At 69.8% G+C, this 23,844-nt stretch carries 23 protein-coding genes; 8 read left to right on the top strand and 15 right to left on the bottom strand.

The window, feature by feature from the left end; translation table 11 throughout:
- Nucleotides 1–109 precede the first annotated feature (109 nt).
- Nucleotides 110–913, bottom strand: coding sequence for an ABC transporter permease (locus FBZ83_RS24015; RefSeq protein WP_094306504.1), 804 nt, complete (start codon nt 911–913; stop codon nt 110–112).
- Nucleotides 914–993: 80 nt separating this feature from the next.
- Here FBZ83_RS24015 and FBZ83_RS24010 point away from each other — a divergent pair, with 80 nt between their 5' ends.
- Nucleotides 994–1,554 carry a regulatory protein RecX gene (locus FBZ83_RS24010; protein ID WP_145689231.1) on the top strand — a complete coding sequence of 187 codons (561 nt, stop codon included), beginning with the start codon at nt 994–996 and terminating at the stop codon, nt 1,552–1,554.
- Nucleotides 1,555–1,628: 74 nt separating this feature from the next.
- On the top strand, nt 1,629–2,402 hold the full coding sequence (locus tag FBZ83_RS24005; protein ID WP_247888447.1) for a hypothetical protein: 774 nt from the start codon (nt 1,629–1,631) through the stop codon (nt 2,400–2,402).
- Nucleotides 2,403–2,598: 196 nt separating this feature from the next.
- Here FBZ83_RS24005 and rpmB read toward each other — a convergent pair whose 3' ends face one another.
- The 5 genes from rpmB to FBZ83_RS23980 all read right to left on the bottom strand — a co-directional run bounded on the left by rpmB (nt 2,599) and on the right by FBZ83_RS23980 (nt 7,623).
- Nucleotides 2,599–2,901, bottom strand: a complete 303-nt coding sequence (rpmB, locus tag FBZ83_RS24000; RefSeq protein WP_014198082.1) for a 50S ribosomal protein L28 — start codon at nt 2,899–2,901, stop codon at nt 2,599–2,601.
- 164 nt (nt 2,902–3,065) lie between these two features.
- Nucleotides 3,066–3,899, bottom strand: coding sequence for a phasin family protein (locus tag FBZ83_RS23995; protein WP_145689230.1), 834 nt, complete (start codon nt 3,897–3,899; stop codon nt 3,066–3,068).
- Between the two features lie 195 nt (nt 3,900–4,094).
- Nucleotides 4,095–5,099: a methylmalonyl Co-A mutase-associated GTPase MeaB gene (gene meaB, locus FBZ83_RS23990; protein ID WP_145689229.1), complete on the bottom strand. Its 1,005-nt coding sequence runs from the start codon at nt 5,097–5,099 to the stop codon at nt 4,095–4,097.
- 80 nt (nt 5,100–5,179) lie between these two features.
- Nucleotides 5,180–5,737, bottom strand: a complete 558-nt coding sequence (locus FBZ83_RS23985; protein WP_145689228.1) for a biliverdin-producing heme oxygenase — start codon at nt 5,735–5,737, stop codon at nt 5,180–5,182.
- A 26-nt stretch (nt 5,738–5,763) separates the two neighbouring features.
- Complete coding sequence (locus tag FBZ83_RS23980) at nt 5,764–7,623, bottom strand: ABCB family ABC transporter ATP-binding protein/permease (RefSeq protein ID WP_145689227.1); 1,860 nt, start codon at nt 7,621–7,623, stop codon at nt 5,764–5,766.
- A 244-nt stretch (nt 7,624–7,867) separates the two neighbouring features.
- On the opposite strand from FBZ83_RS23980, the gene FBZ83_RS23975 reads away from it, so the two are divergent.
- Nucleotides 7,868–9,922, top strand: a complete 2,055-nt coding sequence (locus FBZ83_RS23975; protein ID WP_145689226.1) for a methyl-accepting chemotaxis protein — start codon at nt 7,868–7,870, stop codon at nt 9,920–9,922.
- A gap of 151 nt (nt 9,923–10,073) precedes the next feature.
- Here FBZ83_RS23975 and FBZ83_RS23970 read toward each other — a convergent pair whose 3' ends face one another.
- The 3 genes from FBZ83_RS23970 to FBZ83_RS23960 form a co-directional block, all read right to left on the bottom strand.
- Entirely contained in the window at nt 10,074–10,535 is a 462-nt protein-coding gene (locus FBZ83_RS23970) for an SH3 domain-containing protein (RefSeq protein ID WP_145689225.1), read from the bottom strand.
- 134 nt (nt 10,536–10,669) lie between these two features.
- Nucleotides 10,670–11,008 carry an AzlD domain-containing protein gene (locus FBZ83_RS23965; RefSeq protein ID WP_200479606.1) on the bottom strand — a complete coding sequence of 113 codons (339 nt, stop codon included), beginning with the start codon at nt 11,006–11,008 and terminating at the stop codon, nt 10,670–10,672.
- On the bottom strand, nt 11,005–11,730 hold the full coding sequence (locus FBZ83_RS23960) for an AzlC family ABC transporter permease (RefSeq protein WP_145689224.1): 726 nt from the start codon (nt 11,728–11,730) through the stop codon (nt 11,005–11,007). The genes FBZ83_RS23965 and FBZ83_RS23960 overlap by 4 nt, the downstream gene beginning before the upstream one ends.
- Nucleotides 11,731–11,955: 225 nt before the next feature.
- Between FBZ83_RS23960 and FBZ83_RS23955 the strand changes: the two genes are divergently transcribed.
- On the top strand, nt 11,956–12,843 hold the full coding sequence (locus tag FBZ83_RS23955) for a phytanoyl-CoA dioxygenase family protein (protein ID WP_145689223.1): 888 nt from the start codon (nt 11,956–11,958) through the stop codon (nt 12,841–12,843).
- A 69-nt stretch (nt 12,844–12,912) separates the two neighbouring features.
- Nucleotides 12,913–13,572 carry a PAQR family membrane homeostasis protein TrhA gene (gene trhA / locus FBZ83_RS23950; RefSeq protein ID WP_145689222.1) on the top strand — a complete coding sequence of 220 codons (660 nt, stop codon included), beginning with the start codon at nt 12,913–12,915 and terminating at the stop codon, nt 13,570–13,572.
- A gap of 52 nt (nt 13,573–13,624) precedes the next feature.
- On the opposite strand, the gene clpB is transcribed toward trhA, so the two are convergent.
- The gene (gene clpB, locus FBZ83_RS23945; RefSeq protein WP_137104552.1) at nt 13,625–16,255 is read right to left on the bottom strand and encodes an ATP-dependent chaperone ClpB; all 2,631 of its coding nucleotides are present in this window, start codon (nt 16,253–16,255) and stop codon (nt 13,625–13,627) included.
- A 238-nt stretch (nt 16,256–16,493) separates the two neighbouring features.
- Here clpB and FBZ83_RS23940 point away from each other — a divergent pair, with 238 nt between their 5' ends.
- Both FBZ83_RS23940 and FBZ83_RS23935 read left to right on the top strand, forming a co-directional pair.
- Complete coding sequence (locus FBZ83_RS23940; RefSeq protein ID WP_145689221.1) at nt 16,494–17,036, top strand: NUDIX domain-containing protein; 543 nt, start codon at nt 16,494–16,496, stop codon at nt 17,034–17,036.
- A 57-nt stretch (nt 17,037–17,093) separates the two neighbouring features.
- Complete coding sequence (locus FBZ83_RS23935; protein WP_145689220.1) at nt 17,094–17,888, top strand: MOSC domain-containing protein; 795 nt, start codon at nt 17,094–17,096, stop codon at nt 17,886–17,888.
- 96 nt (nt 17,889–17,984) lie between these two features.
- Here FBZ83_RS23935 and FBZ83_RS23930 read toward each other — a convergent pair whose 3' ends face one another.
- Nucleotides 17,985–18,425, bottom strand: coding sequence for a DUF4167 domain-containing protein (locus tag FBZ83_RS23930; protein WP_145689219.1), 441 nt, complete (start codon nt 18,423–18,425; stop codon nt 17,985–17,987).
- A gap of 287 nt (nt 18,426–18,712) precedes the next feature.
- Nucleotides 18,713–19,567 (bottom strand): peptide chain release factor N(5)-glutamine methyltransferase, encoded by an 855-nt coding sequence (prmC, locus tag FBZ83_RS23925; protein ID WP_145689218.1) that lies wholly within the window; start codon nt 19,565–19,567, stop codon nt 18,713–18,715.
- 119 nt (nt 19,568–19,686) lie between these two features.
- Here prmC and FBZ83_RS23920 point away from each other — a divergent pair, with 119 nt between their 5' ends.
- Nucleotides 19,687–20,070 (top strand): endonuclease domain-containing protein, encoded by a 384-nt coding sequence (locus FBZ83_RS23920; RefSeq protein ID WP_145689281.1) that lies wholly within the window; start codon nt 19,687–19,689, stop codon nt 20,068–20,070.
- A 6-nt stretch (nt 20,071–20,076) separates the two neighbouring features.
- Here the strand turns inward: FBZ83_RS23920 and prfA are convergent, their stop codons facing one another.
- The 3 genes from prfA to ispG all read right to left on the bottom strand — a co-directional run bounded on the left by prfA (nt 20,077) and on the right by ispG (nt 23,735).
- Nucleotides 20,077–21,150, bottom strand: a complete 1,074-nt coding sequence (gene prfA / locus FBZ83_RS23915; RefSeq protein WP_145689217.1) for a peptide chain release factor 1 — start codon at nt 21,148–21,150, stop codon at nt 20,077–20,079.
- Nucleotides 21,125–22,471: a glutamyl-tRNA reductase gene (gene hemA, locus FBZ83_RS23910; RefSeq protein WP_145689216.1), complete on the bottom strand. Its 1,347-nt coding sequence runs from the start codon at nt 22,469–22,471 to the stop codon at nt 21,125–21,127. Before hemA ends, prfA begins: the two co-directional genes overlap by 26 nt.
- Before the next feature lie 115 nt (nt 22,472–22,586).
- Entirely contained in the window at nt 22,587–23,735 is a 1,149-nt protein-coding gene (ispG, locus tag FBZ83_RS23905) for a flavodoxin-dependent (E)-4-hydroxy-3-methylbut-2-enyl-diphosphate synthase (RefSeq protein WP_145689215.1), read from the bottom strand.
- Nucleotides 23,736–23,844: the final 109 nt, after the last annotated feature.

Raw genomic sequence — 23,844 nt, 5'->3', positions numbered from 1 at the left:
CCGGCGGACACCCTCGCCCGCCGGGAACCGTCGAATATCAAGATGTCACTTCACGCTGTCAACGGATTGGCTACGCCAACCGGCTGAATTCGGCCGAATTCGGGCGGATTTACGCCTTCAGCTTGTAGCCCGTCTTCAGCATGCGCCAAGCCAGCCACCACAGGCCGCCGTTGACCGCCAGCATGACGAGAATCCCGATCCCCAGCGTGCCGTCCGACCGCCCGATGAAGCCGTAGCGGAAGCCGTCGATCATGTAGAAGAACGGGTCGACATGGGCGATCCACCAGAACACCGGCGGCAGCGTCTCCACCGAATAGAAGGTGCCGGACAGGAAGGACAGCGGCGTCACCACGAAGTTGGTCACCGCCGCGATGTTGTCGAACTTCTCCGACCAGATGCCGCCGACCAGCCCGAGCAGCGACAGCAGCATGGAGGCCATCAGGGCGTGGAAGATCACGAACTCCGGATGGGCGATGCGCACCGGCACGAAGGCCCAGATGGCCAGGCCGGTGACCAGCCCGACCAGCAGGCCGCGCGTCACCCCGCCCATGACGAAGCCGAAGGCCAGCTCCAGCGGGGCCATCGGCGGCATCAGGATGTCGACGATGTTGCCCTGGACCTTCGCGATCACCACGGAGGAGGAGGTGTTGGCGAAGGCGTTCTGGGCCATCGCCATCATGATCAGGCCGGGGGCCAGGAACTCCAGGTAGGGCACCGTGCCGATCATCCGCACCGCCCCGCCCAGCGCCAGCGCGAAGACGGCGTAGAACAGCAGGGTGGTGACCACGGGCGCCCAGACGGTCTGCTGGTGCACCTTCAGGAACCGGCGCACCTCGCGCGCGTAGAGGGTCCACAGGCCGACCCAGTTGACGGCGCCGACCTGGCGGGGCATGGGAGGGAGAGGATGAGTCATCGCACCACGATCAACAGGATTGGACCGGACTTTAGGGCGCGGCGCCCGTTCCGGCAACCGCCCCCGGACGGGAGACAGCCATGACCCGCGACCAGCCGCCGGCCCGCAAGCCGCCGCGCCTCGTCACCGCCCAGTATCTGGAGAACGCGGCCCTGCACTATCTCCAGCGCTTCGCCAGCTCCTCGGCCAGCCTGCGCCGCGTGCTGATGCGCAAGGTCGACCGTTCCGCCCAGGCCCACGGCACCGACCCGGCGGAGGGGGCGCGCTGGGTCGAGGATCTGATCGCCCGCTACCTGCGCAGCGGCCTGCTGAACGACACGGCCTACGCCGAGATGCGCGCGGCCAGCCTGCATCGCCGCGGCACCTCGACCCGCGCCATCCGCGAGAAGCTGTCCGCCAAGGGAATCGGCCGCGACGAGGCCGACCGCGCCCTGGAGTCGCTGGACGAGGAGGTCGAGGGCGACCTGAACCTGACCGCCGCCCTGGCGCTGGCCCGCCGCCGCCGCCTCGGCCCCTACCGCCTGCCGGAGAAGCGCGCGGAGTTCCGCGACAAGGATCTGGCGGCGCTGGGCCGCGCCGGCTTCGCCTACGACATCGCCCGGCGGGTGGTGGACGCCGAAGACCCCGACTCGGTGGAGTAACCCCGTCCCCGCCGCGGCCCGTTCGCCCCGCCCGGCTGTTGTTCGGCAAACGCCACCGGTTCGGGACAGCAGACATGCGCCACGCCGCCCTCGCGGGCCTCACCCTCGCCGCCGGGCTGCTGGCCCTTGCAGGCACCGCCAGCGCGCAGGACGACGAGCGCATGGCGCTGTCGTCGGAGCTGCCGATCACCGTCGAGGACGCCGCCGCCATCGAGAAGGGCAGCGTCGACGTGAAGGTCCGTGCTTTCTTCGACCGGCTGAAGGGGGACGGAGGGCGCAACCGCCTGACCTTCGACCCGGAACTCCAGGTCGGCGTCGCCAACGGCCTGGCGCTGAAGGTCAACCCCGGCTACCGCGTCGGCAACGCCGACGACGCGCAGCAGGGCGACGTCAAGTTGTCCGCCGAATACAACATCCGCGAACCCTCGCAGGGCTGGCTGGGCCTGTCGGTGGAGCCGCTGGTCAGCATCCCCTACGGGTCGGGGAGCAAGACGACGGAGGCTGGGATCACCGGGCGCCTGACCCAGCCGCTCGGCACCGCCGCCGGCGCGCCGCGCCTGCACGCCAACCTGTCCTGGCGGCATCTGTTCGATCCTGAGCCGGGCGAGCGCGACAACCGCTTCATCATGGCCGCCGGGATGAACGCCCCGGTCGGCCCCGCCACCGCCGTGGCCTTCGACGTGGTGCGCGAGCAGTCGCAGGAACGCGGCAAGGCCGACAATTTCGTGGAGGCCGGCGTCCGGCATCTCGTCGGCGAAGACCTCGCCGTGGGTGCCGGTGTCGGCGTCGGATTCGGCCCCGATTCGCCGCGCTACCGCCTCCTGCTGGGCGTGCAGCGATCGTTCTAGACTCGCTGTCCGGACACGACAAAACGCGCGCAAAGCCTTTCGGCGATGCGCGCGGCACTCTCAACCGGGGTTCGGTGCAACCGAGAGTCGGAGTCGTCCTGGTGTGGGGCTCAGCACCCGGCCGCGGAGTTTGCCGTTCCGCGGTGACATCACCAGAATCGCCTGGATGCGCTCCGGCGCCTCCAGGCGGTCAGCCTCAGGCCGCGACGGCCTGCTGCTTGTCCTGGGCCTTGGCGATGCGGCGCTTCAGGCGGCGCGCTTCCAGGCTGAGGACGTCGTCCTTCGCGTCGAGCAGGAAGGCGTCGAGGCCGCCCTTGTGCTCGATCGAACGGATCGCGTTGGTGGAGATACGCAGGCGCACCATCTGACCCAGAGCGTCGCTCAGCAGCGCGGTTTCCTGCAGGTTCGGCTGGAAACGGCGGCGGGTCTTGTTGTTGGCGTGGCTGACGTTGTTGCCAAACTGCGTGCCCTTGCCGGTCACGGAGCACCGACGTGCCATCGGAGTGATCCTTTATTTTAGCAAATGAAACCCGGTCCCGGGCAGCATACCGCCCGAAGGAGGCGGCGTTATAGTCGAACAAGCGCGCGCCCGTCAAGGAAGGAAGAGACGGGCGCGCGCCGATCGACGGTCCCCGGGCCGGCGGGGACCGCGATCCGGTGGAATCACTCGGCGGCGGGAGCGGCGGCCTTCTTCTCCTCAGCCTTCGGGGCGGCCTTGGCCTCTTCCGGCTTCGGCGCGTCGGCCTTGGCGGCTTCGGCCTTGGGCGCCTCAGCCTTCACGTCCGCCTTCTTTTCCTCGACCTTCGGGGCGGCCTTCACGTCGGGCTTCGGGGCTTCCGCCTTGGGCGCCGGGGCGGGAGCCGCCTCGACCTTCGGCGTTTCGGCCTTCACCGGCTCCGCCTTCGGAGCGGGCGCCTCGGCCTTCGGGGTCTCCGCCTTGGGAGCGGCGGCCTTGACCGGAGCCTTGCGGGCCGCCGGAGCCTTCTTCGGCGCCGGGGCGGGAGCCGCCTCGGCTTTCACCTCGGCCTTCTTCTCCTCAGCCTTGGGCGCTTCGACCTTCGGAGCCTCCGCCTTCGGAGCGGGAACCGGCGCCGCGACCGGGGCGGCCACCGGAGCAGCCTTCGGAGCCGGGGCGGCCGGAGTCAGGGCCACCGGGCTGACGCCCAGTTCGGCGGCGATCTTCGAGGAGACGTCGAGGACGGTCTGCACCTGGTTGACGACGCGGGCCTGGGCGACGGTCGCCCATTCGCGCTGCACGGCGACGAGGTCGGCCGGGCTGCGCACCTTGGCGAATTCGCCGGCGAGCTGGGTCGTCTCGCCGATGCCGGCGGTGACGCCGTCGAGCAGGCGGCGGCAGCCATCCTGCATCACGCCGGCGACGCGGGTCGTGCGGGCCGCGTAGGTCCCGGCGTTCACCTTGCCCAGCGGCGACAGGGCGAGAGGCCCATTGGTCAGGGGATTGAAGCGTTCAAACAGATCGAGAAAGTTGGCGGCCATGTCCTAAGGTCTCCCGTTGGCGACTCGACGCGGAGGCGGTGTCGGACAAGTCAACTCCGGCTCATACCCCAGGAGACTGCGGGCAAACCTCTCGCCCAAGCGCCACGGTGGCGCTCCTTTTCCGCCCACGCCACCTTATGCACGGGAGAATCGCGGCGCAACGGAAATGTTGCGGTGCAGCATACCCGAAAGGACCTACTCCACCGCGCGTCCGAGGAACTTTTCAAGCAGAACGCGTGCAGCGGCGGTGGGGGTGATGGCGCCGCCGGTGACGCGGGATTCCAGCGCCGACAGATCGGCGCGCACGGCCGGATGCCCCTTGAAGGCGTCGACCAGCGTCTCGCGGATCTCGCTCCACAGCCAGGCGCGGGCCTGCTCGGCGCGGCGCGTGGCGCGGACGCCGGACGCCTCGGTGATCGCCTTGTGCTCCCCGATGGTCTCCCACACCGAGTCGATGCCGGCTTTCGTGATGGCCGAGCAGCTCAGCACCGGCACGCGCCAGTCGCCGTGGCGCAGCAGGGTCAGGGCGTGGCGGTAGTCCGCGACGGTATGCCGCGCCGTGTTGGCGAGGTCGCCGTCCGCCTTGTTGACGACCACGAGGTCGGCCAGCTCGACGATGCCCTTCTTGATGCCCTGAAGCTCGTCGCCCCCGGCGGGCAGCAGCAGCAGCATGAACAGGTCGACCATGTCGGCCACCGCCGTCTCCGACTGGCCGACCCCCACCGTCTCAACGACGATCACGTCGAAGCCCGCCGCCTCGCAGACCAGCATGGCCTCGCGCGTGCGGCGGGCCACACCGCCCAGCGTGGCGCCGGCGGGCGACGGGCGGATGAAAGCGTTCGGTTCGCGCGACAGGTCCACCATGCGGGTCTTGTCGCCCAGGATGGAGCCGCCGGTGCGCTGCGACGACGGGTCGATGGCCAGAACCGCCACCTTGTGCCCCCCCGCGATGACGTGCTGCCCGAACGCCTCGATGAAGGTCGACTTGCCCACCCCCGGCACGCCGGAGATGCCCACCCGCACCGAGTTGCCGGTGTGGGGAAGGAGAGTCTCCAGCAGGGCGTCGGCCTGGGCGCGGTGGTCGCGCCGGGTCGATTCGATCAGCGTGATGGCGCGGGCGAGCGCGCGGCGGTCACCCCGCAGCACCGCGTCGGCGAGCGCGGCGGGGGTGGTGAGGGCGGGGGCGGGAGCGGTCGTCATGGCAGGACCCTAGCGGGCGCGGCGGGCGCGGTGAAGCCCCTCTTCGATCCGCTGCGTCGATCGGTCGGCTTCGATGAGCGTCACGCCGCCTTCGCGGCCAGCCCGTCCAGCCAGACCTCCAGCGCGGCGAACAGGGCGACCGCCGTGGCGCAGGCGGCCTGCGCCGATTCGGGCGTCTCCAGATCGCTCTCCAGCCGGGCGAGCAGCGCCTTCCACCGGCCGGCCATGTCGATCCCGGCCGAGGCCAGGAAGCGCGCCCCGCGCGTGGCGTCGAAGCCCAGCGCGCGGGAGACGTTGGGCAGCATCGCCCGCCCACCATGGGCGGAGCCGTCGAGCACGTAGCGCGCCGCCAGCCGCGCCGGCAGGCCGTCCAGCGCCGGCAACGCCGCGGCCACCGGTAATGAGTCCGCATCCACCCCCAGATCGGCGAGATCGGCGCGCAGCAGGTCCAGCCGCTCGGCCCCCTCGCCCAACGCCCTCTCAATGGGGGCGTTGAAGCCGTGCAGGGCGATCAGGGCGTTGCGATACTCCTCCACGGTGATCGTCGGGCTGGTCAGCGGGCGCAGGACCGCCGCGCGGTCCAGCCGTTCATGAATGTCGCGGGTCGCCTCGCGCAGCGCCTGCCGTACCGGTCCCAAAGGGATGCTCCGTCGTGATGATGAGGTTAAGTGGGGGCGAGGACTTCCGGAACCGGTTCCGGCCCCTGGGAGGATTCCTGCTGCCGCGCCCACAATGCGGCATAGGCGCCGCCGCGCGACAGCAGTTCCATGTGGCGTCCCCGTTCGATCACACGCCCGGCCTCCATCACCAGGATCTCGTCGGCGTCGATCACGGTGGACAGGCGGTGCGCGATCACGAGCGTGGTGCGGCCGCGGCTGACCTCGCGCAGGTTCGCCTGGATCTCCCGCTCGGTGTGGGTGTCGAGCGCCGAAGTCGCCTCGTCGAACAGCAGGATCGCCGGGTTCTTCAGGATGGTGCGGGCGATGGCGACGCGCTGCTTCTCGCCGCCGGACAGCTTCAGCCCGCGCTCCCCCACCGTGGTCTCGTAGCCGTCGGGGAGCGCCATGATGAAGTTGTGGATGTGGGCCAGCCGGGCCGCCTGCTCGACCTCCGCCGGGCTGGCGCCGGGGCGGCCGTAGGCGATGTTGTAATAGACCGTGTCGTTGAACAGCACCGTGTCCTGCGGGACGATGCCGATGGCGCCGCGCAGCGATTGCTGGGTCACCTCCCGGATGTCCTGCCCGTCGATCAGGATGCCGCCGCCCGACACGTCGTAGAAGCGGAACAGCAGCCGTCCGATGGTCGATTTGCCCGCCCCGGACGGCCCGACGATGGCCACCGTCCGCCCGGCGGGCACGGTGAAGCTCACCCCCTTGAGGATCGGGCGCCGCGGGTCGTAGCCGAACTCCACCCCGTCGAAGCGCAGCTCGCCCCCCGTGATGTCCAGCGCCGGTGCGCCCGGCCGGTCGGCCACCTCGCGGTCCACCGACAGCAGCGTCACCATCGATTCCACGTCGATCAGCGCCTGCTTGATCTCGCGGTACACCACCCCGAAGAAGTTCAGCGGCTGGTAGAGCTGGAGCAGGTAGGTGTTCACCAGAACGAAGTCGCCCAGCGTCATCGTGCCGTTGACGATGCCGCGCGCCGCCATGCCCATGACAACCGCCAGCCCCAGCGAGATGATCGCCGACTGGCCGATGTTCAGCAGCGACAGGCTGCGCTGGCTCTTGACCGCCGCCTGCTCGTAGGAGGCCAGCGCTTGGTCGTAGCGCCGGGCCTCGTGCCCCTCGTTGCCGAAATACTTGACGGTCTCGTAGTTCAGCAGGCTGTCCACCGCCTTGGTGTTGGCCTTGTTGTCGGTCTCGTTCATGGCGCGGCGGAACTGGATGCGCCATTCCGACACGAAGAAGGTGTAGGCGATGTAGCTTCCCACCGTGGCGAAGGTCGCCAGCGCGAACCAGCCGTCGAACATCCGCCACAGGATCACGCAGACCAGCGTGATCTCGACCAGCGTCGGCACGATGGAGAACAGGGCGTAACGCAGCAGCGTCTCGATGGCGCGGGTGCCGCGCTCCAGCGAGCGGGTCAGGCCGCCGGTCTGCCGCTCCAGATGGAAGCGCAGCGACAGGGCGTGCAGATGCTGGAAGACCGACAGGGCGACCTTGCGGATCGTGCGCTGGGCGACGTTGGCGAACACCGCGTCGCGCAGTTCCGCGAAGACCAGCGACATCACGCGTGCCAGCCCGTAGGCGACGATCAGCCCCAGCGGGATCGTCACCAGCGCCCCGGCGTCGCCCGGCGACAGGGCGTCGACCGCCCGCTTGTAGAAGAGCGGAACCCAGACGTTCGCCACCTTGGCGCCGACCAGCAGGACCAGCGCCACGACGACGCGCAGCTTCGTCTCGAAGGAATCCTGCGGCCACAGATAGGGGACGAGCGAGCGCAGCGCCGCCATGTCGCCGGTGCTGGACGCGGCCTCCGCATAGGACGGGGCCGGGCTGGGGTTGCTGGTGCGGCGGCGCATGGGGGAGTCCGGGAAAAGGGTCGGTTGCCAAAAGCGGCTGCCCTAACCTAGGGCCACATGCGCCGCCAACCAAGGAAGACGCGCCGTGCGCCCGCTGCATGGCGGTCGATCGGGTCTCCCCGGTGGAACGGACGGGAGACCGACTCCGAAAAATTGCACGCGGACGAATGGATAAAACCGTATTAGACTAAAAGCCTATCTCCGTCGGCGAGGGCTGCGGAGCGATTGCCGCATAGGGCCGAACGTGCTGAAAAACCTCTCCCTGACCGCCAAACTGTCCCTTCTGAATGTGCTGGGGCTGTTCATCCTGGCCATCGTGCTGACTCTGGCCTCCAGCCATGTGCTGAGCGACCGCAGCGCCGCCTCCGCGCAGGAGCAGCGGGAGCGCAGCATGGCGCTGGCCCACATGCTGCTGAAGCAGAACGGCGCCGACTACAGCATCCGCGACGGCGCGCTCTACGTCGGGTCGGTGCGGGTTGACGGCGACACCCGCATGGTCGACCAGATCCGCGAGCTGACCGGCGGTGCGGCCACGGTGTTCCGCGGCGACACCCGCGTCGCCACCACCGTGCAGAACCCCGACGGCAGCCGGGCCAACGGCACCAAGCTGGGCGCCGGGCCGGTCTTCGACAGCGTCATCACGCAGCGCAAGCCCTACCGCGGCGAGGCCGACATCCTGGGCGAGCGCTACTTCACCTCCTACGACCCGCTGCTCGACGCCTCCGGCTCGGTGGTCGGCGTTCTGTTCGTCGGGCTGAAGCGGGCCGACGTGATGAGGGTTGTGGACGAGGTGGAGCGCGCCATCCTGGTGGTGGCGCCGCTGGTCACGCTGGCCTTCGGTCTGGTCAGCTTCTTCCTGGTCCGCCGCCAGATGGGCGCGGTGCGGGCGATGAGCGCGACCATGCACGACCTTGCCGCCGACAAGCTGGACGTCGCCGTTCCCGGCCTCGACCGCGGCGACGAGATCGGGCAGATGGCCCAGGCGGTTCAGGTGTTCAAGGACAACGCCATCCAGAAGAAGGCGATGGACGAGGCGGAGCGCGCCCGCCTGGAGGCCGAACGCCGCGCCGACGAGGCGCAGCGCGCCCGCGAAACGGCCATCGGCGAGGAGATCGCCGCGCTGATCGACGGGGTGTCGAAGGGCGACCTGTCGCGCCGCCTCGACCTTTCCGGCAAGGACGGCTTCTACCGGACCATGTCGGCGGGCATCAACCGTCTGACCGACACGGTGGAGGCGGTCATCGCCGATCTCGGCGCGGTGCTCAGCGCGCTCGCCCAGGGCGACCTCAACAAGCGGGTCGAGCGCGACTACGAGGGGGCCTTCCAGACGCTGAAGACCGACGTCAACGCCACCTCCGCCAAGCTGTCGGAGATTGTCGGCCAGATCACCCAGGCGGCGGACACCATCGCCTCGGCGGCAGGCGAGGTCTCCATCGGCTCCTCCGACCTCGCGGAGCGGACGGAGCAGCAGGCCTCCTCGCTGGAGGAGACGGCGGCGAGCATGGAGGAGCTGGGGGCGACCGTGCGCTCCAACGCCGACAACGCCCAGCGCGCCAACGGCATGGCCGCCGACGCCCGCACCGCCGCGGAGTCCGGCGGCACGGTGGCGGGCTCGGCCATCGATGCGATGAAGCGCATCGAGGCGTCGAGCCGCAAGATCACCGACATCATCGGGGTGATCGACGAGATCGCCTTCCAGACCAACCTGCTGGCGCTGAACGCGGCGGTGGAGGCGGCGCGGGCCGGCGACGCCGGGCGCGGCTTCGCCGTGGTGGCCCAGGAGGTGCGCAACCTCGCCCAGCGCTCCGCCCAGGCGTCCAAGGAGATCAAGGGGCTGATCCTCGACAGCGACGCCCAGGTCAAGGACGGGGTGGAGCTGGTCAAGAAGGCCGGCGACGCGCTGGAGGGCATCGTCTCGGGCGTCCAGCAGGTCGCCGGGCTGATCGCCGAGATGGCCTCGGCCTCGTCGGAGCAGGCGGCGGCGCTCGACGAGATCAACGCCACCGTCTCGCAAATGGACGAGATGACCCAGAAAAACGCCGCGCTCGTCGAGGAAACCACCGCGGCGGCGCAGGCGATGGCCGGTCAGGCCAACGACCTGAAGGGGCTGATCGGCTTCTTCAAGCTGGACCCGCGGGCCGTGCCGGTCGCGGTTGCGACCACCGCTTCGAGCCCGCGGCACGTCGCGCCGGTGGCGCGTCCGGCCGCTTCGGCGTCCCGCCCGACCCGCGCAGCGGCCCATTCGGGCGCCGCGCTCAAGCGCAACGTCAGCGAGGACGACGACTGGAAGGAGTTCTGAGCGTTTTCGTCAGGTCATGCGGACGCTGACGTTGCCCCCTCCCTAACCCTCCCCCTCTTCGAGGTGGAGGGGACGGATGCCGCTTCGCAGAAGGCACCCTCTCCCTCGAAGAGGGGGAGGGCCGGGGTGGGGGCAAGCCGCACCCCCCGCCTCAGTTCGCGATCGGCGTCGCCTCGATCTTGCGGCGCGGGGCGGCCTTGATCGAGGGGCCGGCGTTGTCCTCCGGCTTGGCGACGGTGGTCGTCGTGCCGCGGGCGGCCTGGACGGGCGCGCTGCCGCGCAGGCGCAGCAGATGCATCCGCACATAGGCGGTCGATCCCACCGCCTGAACCGCCACCCAGTCGGTGCCGCGGGCACGGCCCAGCACCTTCAAAGGCTGGCCGGGCGGGAAGGTGGCGATGATGGGCGCGCTGTTGCTCGGCTGCGAGCGCAGCGCGGTGGTCTTGTCGGTTTCCCACTCGCCAGAGACGGTGTCGAGCCCGGCCGGGGAGGCGCTGGCGGTCCCCTGCACCACGGGTGCGCGGTTGGTCCGCTCACCCGTCTGGCAGGCGGTCAGCATCACCGCGCAGGCCACGGCGAGGGAGACGGGAACAAGGCGCAGGCGTCTGGTCATCACGGACTCGGTTGGGTAGCCCTTTCGATCGGGCGACCATACAGGATGCGCCCCCACCCGCGCCACCGCGCCGCGGCAGAACGGCTATGCACTGTTTGTGGCAGGAAAGTGGCGCCGGCCCTTACGCCCAACGCCTAGGCGAGGACGCCCAACTGCCAGACGAAGAAGACGCCCAGCGCCACGGCGATGGTGAGGAGCTGCTTGCCCGTCACCACGCAGGCGAGAACCGCGGCCAGCGCGCCGACCAGCTGCGGGTTCCTCCAGGTCAGTTCCAGCCCCTCGCCGTTCGGCGACAGGATCATCGGCACGATGATGGCGGTCAGCACCGTCACCGGGACGAAGCCCAGCGCCTGCTTCAGCAGCGGCGGGAAGACCACGCGGTCGCCCAGCACGAACAGCGCCGCCTTGACGAAGACGGTGACCGCCGCCATGCCCAGGATCATGACGGTGTTGGTCAGGACGGTTCCGGTCATGCCGCTTCCTCCTGCCGGCCGGCCTCCAGCCCGCCGGAGCGCCAGCGCTGCAGGGCCATCCCGACGGCGACGCCGGCCACCACGGCGGCCATCAGCCCCAGCTTGTAGGGCACGTCCTGCCCCAGATAGGCCACGGCCCCCGCCGCCACCGCCGCCGCGAAGTTGGGCAGGCTGGCAAGCTGCGGCACGACGATGGCGATGAAGGTGGCGACCATCGCGAAGTCGAGCCCCAGCGACTGGAGCTGCGGGAAGGCCGCGCCGAACAGCAGACCGACCAGGGTCCAGAATTGCCAGTTCGCGTACATCGACAGGCAGGAGCCCAGGAAGTACCAGTGCCCGAGCGGCGCCCGCGGGTGCCGCGCGTAATAGCCGGCCATCACCGCGAAGGTCTCGTCCGTCAGGAAGAAGCCCAGCGTCCAGCGCCAGCGCGCCGGCAGATGGGCGACGTGCGGCAGCAGCGTGGCGGCGTAGAGGGCGTGGCGCAGGTTCACGATGAGCGTGGTCAGCCAGATCACCGCCAGCCCGGCGTGCCCGGCCACCAGACCCAGCGCGATGAACTGGCTGGACCCCGCATAAACCGACAGGGACATCAGCTGCCCCTGCCACGCCGCCAGCGGCCCGGCGGCCACCAGCGTGCCGAAGATCACCCCGAAGGGCGCCGCGCCGATGACCATCGGCAGGGTGTCGCGGGCGCCGGCGGCGAAGCTGGATCGTCTGGTCATGATCGTTCTGATGCGTCTTCTTGAACCGTTCCTTGGAACAGCGTCGGGTTGCGGACCATAGCGCTGCGACGAGCACGCCGCCCGCCTTTTATTGTCCGGGAGACAAGTCCATCCACCCTGCCGCGCGCAAAATGCCGCATGCGAACGAATGATGAAAAATTCCCGTATTTAGGGTATTTCTTCGCCACCCTCGCACCCGCCGCACCTGCCGTGGAGCCCATTCGCGTGAAGGTACCGTTCAACAACAAGGCCCGTTGGATCGACGATGCCATCTGGCATCAGATCCCCCGTCTGAAGATCGAGCCGCGGCGCAAGCTCGCCGCGTCGCTGGTCGCGCCCTTCCGGCCCCGCACCCCCGGCTTCACGCCATCCGAACGGGCGTTGAGCCTGAAGACCCAGTTGGAGACACGCGGCTACACCGAGGCGTTCCGCCTGATGACCGACGAGCAGGTCGCGGCGATGCGGCGCTACTTCGAGGAACAGCCCTGCTTCGATGGCGGCCACCGGCAATATGGCTCCTTCACCATCGACAAGGTGCCGTCACCGGACATCCAGATGGCCCGCTATGTGGAGGAGCAGTTCCTCGCCGCGCCTCACCTGCTGGACACCATCAACCACCCGCTCGTCCTGGAGGTCGCGGAGGCGTTCCATGGCTGCAAGCCGACCATCGACGGCATGTCGGTCTGGTGGTCGCTGGCCCGGCCCAACCCGCGGATCAGCACGCAGAACTACCACCGGGACTACAACCAAGTCCGCCACTTCAAGATGTTCCTGTATCTGACGGACACCGACATGGGCGGCGGGCCGCACATCTACGTCCCAGCCTCCCAGCACGGGCAGGAGCTTCTGGAGCGGCGCAATCATTCCGACGCCGAGGTCGAGGCGGTCTACGGCGCGTCGGCGCCCGTCGCGCTGACCGGGCGGGCGGGCGATTGCTTCCTGGCCGACAACAGCGGGATGCACAAGGCTCTCCAGCCGACGCACAGCGACCGGCTGATCGTCGTCACCGAATACACGCTGCTGCGCAACCGCTTCGGTCCGCTCCAGCCGGTGCTGCCGAATCCGGACCGCCGTTACGACCCCTACATCAACCGGGTCTATCTGCGGAGTTAACGATTCCGATGGGGCCGGCGTGCCGGGGGAGGGCTTTCCATCCGCCCGCCTTTCCGGCAGGCTGGTCCCATGAAACCCGATTCCTGCTTCGAGTTTCCCGTCCACACGGCGGGGGAGCGTGCGGCGGACGCGGTCATCCACGCCATCGGCGTGATCGCCGGCCTGATCGGCGCGTCCTGGCTGCTGGCCGTGACGGCGGGCCATGTTTCCGCGACCGAGATGGTGTCGCTGGCGGCCTACGGCGCCGGGCTGGTCGGCATGCTGAGCGCGTCGGCCGCCTACAACCTGGCCCAGCCGGGCCGGCGCAAGGCGGTGCTGCGGCGAGTCGACCACGCGATGATCTATGTGATGATCGCCGGCAGCTACACCCCTTTCACCCTGAACCGGCTGGACGGCGCCGCGGGACTCCCGCTGGGCGTCGCGGTGTGGGTGGTGGCGCTGGGCGGGGTGGCGCTGAAGCTGTTCGCCTCCTGGCGGTACGAACGGCTGGGCTTCGTGCTCTATCTCGGGCTCGGCTGGGCCATCCTGTCGGTGGCCGAACCGCTGTGGCGGTCGCTGTCGCCGACGACGCTGCTTCTGCTGGCGGTCGGCGGGGTGGTCTACACGGTGGGGGCCTTCATCCACACGCTGGACCGCCTGCCCTACAACATTCCGGTCTGGCACGCGCTGGTCATCGTGGCGGCTTCCTGCCACTTCGCCGCGGTGGCCCGGGAGTTCGTGGTGACGTGACGGGCGAGGGGCCTCGCGAAAGGCCCCCGCCCGCATCATCAATGCACACCCATCAATGAACCGTGGTCACCGGCTGCGTCGCCGCGCTGCGCACCTGGGCGGAGACGGGCAGGCCGTTGATGGTCAGCTCGCCGCCTTCCGCCCCCACCTTGACCGTCTGGCCGTCGGCGACGCGGCCCTCCAGGATCATGGTGGCCAGCGGGTTCTGCAGCTCCCGCTGGATCACCCGCTTCAGCGGGCGCGCGCCGTAGACCGGGTCGTAGCCGGCCTCGGCCAGCCACTGCGTCGCCGCCTCGTCCACCTCCAGCGTGATGTCGCGATCGGCGAGCATGCGGACCAGCCGGCCGAGCTGGATCGTCACGATCCCGCCCATGTGGCTGCGGTCCAGACGGTGGAACAGCAGGATCTCGTCCAGCCGGTTCAGGAACTCCGGCCGGAAATGGGCGCGGACCACCTCCATCACCTCGTCGCGCACGGCGCCGCTGTCCTGGCCTTCCGGCTGGGCCGCCAGCACCTCGGAGCCGAGGTTCGAGGTCATGATGATGACCACGTTGCGGAAATCCACCGTCCGCCCCTGCCCGTCGGTCAGGCGCCCGTCGTCGAGCACCTGGAGCAGCACGTTGAAGACGTCCGGGTGGGCCTTCTCGACCTCGTCGAACAGCACGACCTGATAGGGCCGGCGGCGCACCGCCTCGGTCAGCGCCCCGCCCTCCTCATAGCCGACATAGCCCGGAGGCGCGCCGATCATGCGGGCGACGGAGTGCTTCTCCATGTATTCCGACATGTCGAGCCGGACCATCGCCGTCTCGTCGTCGAACAGGAACTCGGCCAACGCCTTGGTCAGCTCGGTCTTGCCGACGCCGGTCGGGCCGAGGAACAGGAAGGAGCCGATCGGCCGGTTGGGGTCCTGCAGGCCGGCGCGGGCGCGGCGGACGGCGTTGGAGACCGCCACGATGGCCTCGTCCTGCCCGATCACGCGGGTCTTCAGGCGGGTTTCCATCGCCAGCAGCTTCTCCCGCTCGCCGGCCAGCATCTTGTCCACCGGCACGCCGGTCCAGCGGCTGACCACGGCGGCGATGTCGCTGTCGCGCACCTCCTCGTTCAGCATGCGGTTGGCGGCGTGGGCCTCCGCCTCCTTCAGACGCTTCTCCAGGTCGGGGATGACGCCGTAGGCCAGCTCGCCGGCCCGTCCCCAATTGCCGTCGCGCTGGGCCTGCTCCAGCTCGGTGCGGGCCTTCTCCAGATCCTCCTTGATCTTCTGCGCACCCTGGAGCTGGTCCTTCTCGGCCTGCCACTTGGCGGTCAGCTCGGCGGATTCCTGCTCCAGGTCGGCCAGCTCGCCTTCCAGATTGGCAAGCCGGGCGCGCGAGGCCTCGTCGGACTCGCGCTTCAGCGCCTCCCGCTCGATCTTCAGCTGGATGATGCGGCGGTCCAGCTCGTCGATGTTCTCCGGCTTGCTGTCCACGGCCATGCGCAGGCGGCTCGCCGCCTCGTCGATCAGGTCGATGGCCTTGTCGGGCAGGAAGCGGTCGGTGATGTAGCGGTTCGACAGGGTTGCCGCCGACACGATGGCCGCGTCGGTGATGCGCACGCCGTGGTGCACCTCGTAGCGCTCCTTCAGGCCGCGCAGGATGGAGATGGTGTCCTCCACCGTCGGCTCGGGCACGAAGACGGGCTGGAAGCGGCGAGCCAGCGCCGCGTCCTTCTCGATGTGCTTGCGGTACTCGTCCAGCGTGGTCGCGCCGACGCAATGCAGCTCGCCGCGCGCCAGCGCCGGCTTCAGCATGTTGGAGGCGTCCATGGCGCCGTCCGCCTTGCCGGCGCCGACCAGCGTGTGCAGCTCGTCGATGAAGACGATGATCTCGCCCGCCGCCGCCTGGATTTCCTGGAGCACGGCCTTCAGCCGCTCCTCGAACTCGCCGCGGTATTTGGCGCCGGCCACCATGCCGGCGAGGTCGAGCGACAGCAGCTTCTTGTTCTTCAGCCCTTCCGGCACGTCGCCCTTGACGATGCGCTGGGCGAGTCCCTCGACGATGGCGGTCTTGCCGACGCCCGGCTCGCCGATCAGGACGGGGTTGTTCTTGGTGCGCCGCGCCAGCACCTGGATGGTGCGGCGGATTTCCTCGTCGCGCCCGATGACGGGGTCGAGCTTGCCCTCGCGCGCCGACTCGGTCAGGTCGCGGGCGTATTTCTTCAGCGCGTCGTAGCCCTGCTCGGCGCTGGCGGTGTCGGCGGTGCGGCCCTTGCGCACCTCGTTGATCGCGGTGTTCAGCGCCTGCGGGGTGACGCCCGCGCGCTTCAGAACCGCGGCGGACGGCGTGCCGTCGGCCATGGCGAGCGCCAGCAGGATGCGCTCCGCCGTGACGTAGCTGTCGCCGGCCTTCTTGGCGACCGTCTCGGCCTGCTCGAACACGCGGGACAGTTCCGGCGTCAGATACACCTGCCCGGCCCCGGCGCCTTCCACCTTGGGCTGCTTGTCCAGTTCGGCGTCCACGCCCGACAGCGCCAGGGCGGGGTCGCCGCCAGCCGCCCGGATCAGGTTGGCGGCCAAGCCTTCCTTGTCGTCCAGAAGGGTCTTCAGCAGGTGTTCCGGCGTCAGCCGCTGGTGGCCGCGCCGCAGGGCCAGGGTCTGCGCCGCCTGCACGAAGCCTCGGCTGCGCTCGGTGTATTTTTCGAAGTCCATGATGTGCTCCCTTCATCGCCGACCGTCCGCGAGGCAGCCCGGTCAGTCCGATCCACGTTACCAGTGCGATCCGCAAGGATGCATGCGTCGCCGTAGATGTGGGAGAGGCCCATCCGTATGCAAGACCCCCCGGTACGCGTGGTTATTGCTTTTGTCGGACCCGCGCCGAAAGGGTGGCTTTCCGCGGCCCGCCGGAAAAGGCTAGGGTTTTCGCCCAATGCCACGGACTCCCGCCTTCATGACGGCCACGCCCACCAGCTCCCCGCGCGACCCTTCGACCAAGGCCCTGCGGCCCGCCGTGACCACCCCCCTGATGCGGCTGGCCTGGCACGGCCGCAACATGTGGCATTGGGTGGCGCGCCCGCTGACCATGGGGGTGCGGGGGATCATCCTCGACGACTCGGACCCTGGGGGCGGGGCGGCCTCGGTCCTGCTGATCCGCCACAGCTACGTCGGCGGCTGGCATTTTCCGGGCGGCGGAGTCGGAAAAGGCGAGACTTTGGTGGAGGCGATGCGCCGCGAGGTGCGCGAGGAGGTCGGGTTGACCGTGGAGAGCGGCCCGCAGCCCTTCGGCGTCTACGCCCGCTTCCGGCACGGCGCGAGCGACCATGTGGCGGTCTTCGTCGCGCGCGGATGGTCGGGAACGCTCCAGGCCGACGGGGTGGAGATCCTGGAGGCGCGCTTCTTCCCGCTGGACCGGCTGCCGGAGGACACCTCCCCCGCGACGCGGCGGCGAATCGCCGAGTTCCAGGGTCGGGAGCCTTTGGCCGAGCGCTGGTGATGGTTTTCGATTGCGACGGTTGACAGAAGCGAACCGGTCCCACCATTGTGCGATGCAATGCCCGCGACCGTCGCCGCCATACGCCGCTACCCCGTGAAGGGGCTGAGCGGCCAGGATCTTCCCGCCGTTGACCTCGTCACCGGCCAACCCATCCCCTTTGACCGGCGCTTCGGCCTGCTGCACGGCCCGGCCGCCCTGACTCCGGATGTCGAGGGCTGGCGCCCGAACGAGGATTTCTTCACGCTCGACCGGAACGAGAAGCTGGCGCTGCTCGATTCCGAGTTCGACGAGGCCACCCAGTCGCTGATCATCCGGCGCGGTGGCAAGCAGGTGTCGCGCGGGCGTCTGGACCAGCCGATGGGCCGGATGCTGGTGGAGCAGTTCTTCGCCGCCTATCTGGCCGGCGCCGCTCCCGGCCTGCCCAAGCTGGCCGAGGCCAGGAACCCGGCGCAGGGCGGCGGTTTCTCCTTCACCGACCGGGAGGAGGCCGCGGTCTCCATCCTCAATCTCGCCAGCGTGCGGGATCTGGAGGAGCGGGTGGCCAAGCAGCCGGTCGACCCGCGGCGCTTCCGCGCCAACCTGATGATCGACGGGCTGGAACCCTGGGTGGAACGCCAGTGGATCGGCGCGCTGCTGACCGTCGGCGAGGTCACCCTGCGCATCTGCGACCACAAGGATTGCCGGCCGTCCAGCGAGGTCAACCCGGCGACCGGTGCGCGCGACCTCAACACGCTCCCCATTCTGGAGCGCGGTTACGATCACACGCAGTGTGGAGTTTATGCCCGGGTGGTGCATGGGGGCCGGATCGCGGTGGGCGACCCGGTGGCGCTGGCCGACGACCTGCCGGCCTGAAAGAACGCGCAATCCTGAACACCGTCAGGCCTGAAACCCGTCAGGCCTGAAGCCGGAACTCCCCGGCCTCAGGACCGATGGTCATCAAACGGACGGTCAGGCGCTCATCGGGGTGCGTTCGTCGGCGGCCGTCTCGGACTCGTCGCCCATCTCGCCACCGTCCTCGTCCTCCGCCGAACCGCCCAGGCTGGGCTGCGGGCCAAGGCCCGCGGCGCCGACGTTGCCGCGCTGGCGGTTCTCGGATTCCTGGATCTGGTTGATGATGCGGAAATAATGCTCCGCATGCTGAAGGTAGTTTTCGGCCTGGACGCGGTCGCCGGACGAGGAGGCGTCGCGGGCCAGCGCCAGATACTTTTCATGGACCTGCCACGCGTTGCCGCGGATGCGCACGTCCGGACCATTGCTGTCGAAGGTCTGGTGACGCAGCGGAACGTTCTGCCGGCGGTTGCCGCCGCCACCTCCGCCGCCGCCACCTCCGCCACCACCGCCGCCGTTGCCACGACCGCGCGAGCGCCTGGAGTTCGGTCCTTGTCTCATTTGGCTCTTATGGCCCCATGTAAGAGAAGTGCAATCCCGCAAACGCCCTGGCTGACCATCCGGTCGCCGGGCCCGCCGCGGAACCAACCGCGGATGGGTCGCAGGGATCAAATCGACGCGCCCAACCGATCAACCGGTCTGCCTTCTCGGACGTCCGCCCAACCGCGCGGGGTTTCCGGAGGCCATGGGTACGCCCTGGGATGATCGTCCCCGGGCCATCGTCGTCCTTGCACCCTACTGGGGACCGCGCGTCAATCCAACCTTTTTTTTGGGGGGATGGGGCGAAATCACGGCCGCTTCCGCCCCAGGACGCAGCGTTCCACGCCGCCCAGATCCCGGAAGACGCCTGCCGGCTCCAGCCCCGCGGCGGCCAGCAGCCCGGCCACGTCCGCCGCCTGCCCCTGCCCGACCTCCAGCCCGGCCAGACCGCCCGGCTGGAGCAGGTCGGGCAACTGCGCAGCGATGATCCGGTAGGCATCCAGCCCATCGGCACCACCGTCCAGCGCCCGCAGCGGGTCGTGCTCCCGCACTTCCGGATCGAGCGCGGCGATGTCGGCGCTGGGGATGTAGGGCGGGTTGGAAACGACAACGGCGAACCGCTCGGCCAGCCCGGCACCCCAGTTGCCGGTCTGGAAGCGCGCCCGCTCCGCCAGCCCGTTGCGCGCCGCGTTCTCGGTGGCGGCGGCCACCGCGCCGGGGCTGAGATCGACGCCGAGGCCGCTGGCGTTGGGCAGTTCCGCCAGCAGGGCGAGCAGGATGCAGCCGGTGCCGGTGCCGAGGTCGAGCAGCCGCAGCGGCGCGCTCCGGTCCGGCAGCGCCTTCAGCACCGCCTCGACCAGCGTCTCGGTGTCGGGCCGGGGTTCCAGCGTGTCGGGGTTGAGAGCGAGGTCGATCGTCCAGAAATCGCGATGGCCGAGGATGCGCCCCACCGGCTCCCGCGCCGCCCGCCGCTCGACCAGGGCGAGGAGGCGCGCGGCGTCTGATTCGGGCACGGGGTCGTTGGCCCGGGTGAACAGGTCGTGGCGGGTGAGACCCAGCGCGTGCTCGACGAGCAGGCGCGCGTCGAGGTCGGGCGTGTCCACCCCGGCCTCGCGCAGGCGGGCCTCGGCGGTGCGGCGGAGTTGGTGAAGCGTGATGGTCATGGCCCCCTCCCCAGCCCTCCCCCGCCATAGGCGGTGGAGGGAGCTTGAACGCTGCGTCGCTTTGTCCCCTCCACCGCGCAGCGGGGGAGGGTTAGGGAGGGGGCAAGAGGTTGCCCGCCATGCCCCGCATCAAGGAAGACACGCGCGACCGCGCCCGAACCATGCGCCATGTCCCGACCGACGCGGAGCGCAAGCTTTGGGCGATTGTGCGGCGGCGCCAGATTGGTGGATGGTACTTTCGGCGTCAGCACCCGATCCCTCCCTACATCGCCGATTTCGCCTGCGTCGAAGCGCGGCTGGTGGTCGAGACGGACGGTGGCCAGCACGCTGACTCGGCCTACGACTCCATTCGGGACGAGCATCTGCGGCACCATGGCTGGCGGGTCCTACGCTTCTGGAACAACGACGTGCTGAACAACCCGGAGGGGGTGGCCCGCATCATCGGCGAGGCGCTCGGCCCCCTCCCCGACCCTCCCCCGCCGTTGGCGGGGGAGGGAGATTAGACCGCCCTACTGCAGCTCCGACAGCCGCGCCGCCTCGTCTTCCGCCGTCAGCGCGTCGATCAGCTCGTCCAGCGCCTCGCCGGCCATCACCTTCTCGATCTTGTAGAGCGTCAGGTTGATGCGGTGGTCGGTCACGCGCCCTTGCGGGAAGTTGTAGGTGCGGATGCGCTCCGAGCGGTCGCCGGAGCCCACCTGGCTCTTGCGGTCGGCGGCGCGGGCCTTGTCCTTCTCGGCGCGCTCCCGCTCGTAGAGACGGGCACGCAGCACCTTCAGGGCCTTGGCCTTGTTCTTGTGCTGGCTCTTCTCGTCCTGCTGGCTGACGACGAGGCCGGTCGGCAGGTGGGTGATGCGCACCGCGCTGTCCGTCGTGTTCACCGACTGGCCGCCGGGACCGCTGGAACGGAACACGTCGATGCGCAGGTCCTTCTCGTCGATGTGGATGTCCACCTCCTCCGCTTCGGGCAGCACCGCGACGGTGGCGGCGGAGGTGTGGATGCGCCCCTGCGTCTCGGTCGCCGGGACGCGCTGCACACGGTGGACACCCGATTCGAACTTCAGCCGGGCGAAGACGTTGCGGCCGGTGATGTTGGCGATGGCCTCCTTGTAGCCGCCGATGCCGGTCTCGCTGACCTCCATCGTCTCGAACCGCCAGCCCCGAAGCCCGGCGTAGCGGCGGTACATCTCGAACAGCTCCGCGGCGAACAGGGCCGCCTCGTCGCCGCCGGTGCCGGCGCGCACCTCCAGGATGGCGTTCTTCTCGTCCGCCTCGTCCTTGGGCAGCAGGGCGATCTGCACCCGGCGCTCCAGGGCGGGGATGCCACGGGTGAGCTCGGCGAACTCCTCCTCGGCCAGCGCCTTCATCTCGGCATCGCCCGCCGGGTCGGCGATCATGCCGGCCAGATCGGCGGCCTCCGCCTTCGCCTTCTTCAACTCGGCGATGGCCTCGGCCACCGGCGTCAGGTCGGCGTATTCCTTCGACAGCCGGGCGAAGTCCGCCGGGTCCACCGTCCCCGCCGCCATCGCGTCCCGCAGCTCGTCATGGCGGGCCACGACCCTATTGAACTTCTCGTCCAGGCTCACGTCGCTCGTCCTTATCCAAATCGCTTCCGGCACCCTGACCGGTTTCGGCCAAGCCACCGCCGGCGGGCTCGTCCAGCCGGAACAGCCGGAACAGCAGCCGTTCCGCCGCCGCCCGCTCCGCCAGACCGGCGCCGTCCGGGTCCGCCGCCATGGCGCGCAGCGCCTCCGACGGGCCGTGCAGCAGCCGGTTGACCAGCAGCCGCGTCGCCGACGCCGCGTCCAGCCCCCGCTGCTCGTCCAGCAGGCGCCGCCGCTCCATCTCGAAATGCGTCCGCAGCGCCGCCACGGCGGGCACCGCGGCGCGCTCGGCCCGGTGGCGGGCGAAGGCCGCCAGGGCCTCGTCCACGATGGTCCAGGCCGCCTGGGTCGCCGCCTCGCGCCCCACCCGCCCCTGCAACGCCACGCGCTCCAGATCGGCGAGGTCGTAGACGAAGGCCTCGTCCAGCCCGGCGACGTCCGGATCGACGTCGGCTGGGATCGCCGCGTCCACCACGAACACCGGGCGCCGGCGGCGGCGCTTCAACGCCGCCCCCAACTGCGGTGCGGAGAGGATATAGCGCCCCAGACCCGCCGCGGTCACCACGATATCCGCGCTGGTCAGCGCCGAATCGAGATCGGCCCAGGGCGCGAAGTGGCTGTCCATCCGCCGCGCCGCCGCTTCGGCCCGGCGGTCCACCGGGGCGGCGACGATCAGCCGTCCCAGCCCGGCCTCGCGCAAGCCTTCCAGCACCAGGGCGCCCATGTCGCCCAACCCCATCAGCAGGCCGGTGCAGCGCCTCAGGTCGCCGTGCAGGTCGCGGGCCACCTGGACCGCCGCCGCGACCAGCGAGGTGGCGCCCTCGGCGATCGGCGTCTCGCGCCGCACCCGCTTGGCAGCACCATAGGCGGCCTGGAGAATCCCCTCCAGCTCCGGCCCGGACAGGCCGGCGGCGGCGGCGTGGCGGTGGGCGGCCTTGACCTGCCCGAGGATGTGCGGCTCCCCGACGATCTGGCTGTCGAGCGAGCAGGCGACGGCGAAGACGTGGCGCACCGCCGCCGGGCCGGTCAGGGTGTAGAGCTGCCCGGCGAGGTCGGGCTCGCTCAGCCCCACCCGCTCCGCCATGATCCCGGCGATGGTGAGAGCGGCCTCGTTCGGGCGCTCGTGCACCGCCTGCACCTCGACCCGGTCGCAGGTGCTGAGCCACATCGCCTGGGTGATGCCGGCGGCGCTCAGCCGCTCCAGCATCGCCGGCACCTCCGCCTCCTCCGTCGTCAGACGGTCGCGGATCGCGCCGGAGCAGGACCGGTGGCTGGCGCCGATGACGAAATAGGAAGCGGTCACTCTGACTCTGGCCCAGGCCGCGGCACGGCCGACAAGGATGGTACGGTGGCCGCGGATTTAAGCACGGATGGCGCGGAGCGTCCCTAGTTCAATTTGTCCGCCCGCGCCGGTTCCGTCACTCGGCGGCGTTTTCCGCCGCCTTTTCGGTGGCCTTCTCGGCGGCTTTGGCCGCTTCGATCTCGGCGGCCTTCTTCTCGACCAGCCCGACAAGGTGGTCGACGATGTTCTGGTCCTTCAGCCGGTGGTCGGTGACGCCGGACAGATAGACCTGATGGGTGTTGTTGCCCCCGCCGGTCAGGCCGATGTCGGTCTCGCGCGCCTCGCCGGGGCCGTTGACCACGCAGCCGATGACCGACAGGGTCAGCGGCGTGGTGATGTGAGCCAGCCGCGCCTCCAGCGTCTCCACCGTCTTGATGACGTTGAAATTCTGCCGCGCGCAGCTCGGGCAGGAGATGACCGTGACGCCGCGCCGCCGCAGGCCCAGCGACTTCAGCATCTCGTAGCCGACCTGGACCTCCTCCGCCGGCTCGGCCGACAGGGACACGCGGATGGTGTCGCCGATGCCCGACCACAGCAGCATGCCCAGCCCGATGGACGACTTTACCGTCCCGGCGCGCAGGCCGCCGGCCTCGGTGATGCCGATGTGCAGCGGGTAGTCGCAGGCCTCGGCCAGACCCTGGTAGGCGGCCACCGCCAGGAACACGTCGGACGCCTTCACCGAGATCTTGAACTCGGTGAAGTCATGGTCCTCCAGGATCTTGGCGTGGTTCAGGGCGCTCTCGACCAGCGCCTCCGGGCAGGGCTCGCCGTACTTCTCCAGCAGGTCCTGCTCCAGCGAGCCGGCGTTGACGCCGATGCGCATGGAGCAGCCGTAGTCCTTGGCCGCCTTCACGACCTCGCGCACCCGCTCGGCCGAACCGATGTTCCCAGGGTTGATGCGCAGGCAGGCCGCCCCGCTCTGCGCCGCCTCGATGGCGCGCTTGTAGTGGAAATGGATGTCCGCGACGATCGGCACCGAGACCTGCGGCACGATCTGCTTCAGCGCCAGCGCCGATTCCTGGTCGGGGCAGGAGACGCGCACGATGTCGGCGCCCACCCGCTCCGCCGCCTGGATCTGCGCCACCGTGGCGGTGATGTCGGCGGTCGGCGTGTTGGTCATCGTCTGCACCGAAATCGGCGCGTCACCGCCGACGAGCACGTTGCCCACCCGGATCTGGCGGGACTTGCGGCGAAGGATCTGGCGGTAGGCGCGCACGCTGCTCATGGGCTGTGGCCTCGGGGCATGAATCGGGTCCGGCGCGTCTTATAGCGCAGCCGGCATCACGCCTGAAGTGCGGTCCGCCGCGCCGGATTCAAGGGAAAAAGCCGTTTCC

Origin of the sequence: Azospirillum brasilense, assembly GCF_007827815.1 — a bacterium.
Classification (GTDB): domain Bacteria; phylum Pseudomonadota; class Alphaproteobacteria; order Azospirillales; family Azospirillaceae; genus Azospirillum; species Azospirillum brasilense_C.
This window is presented reverse-complemented; position numbering and strand designations above follow the sequence as displayed.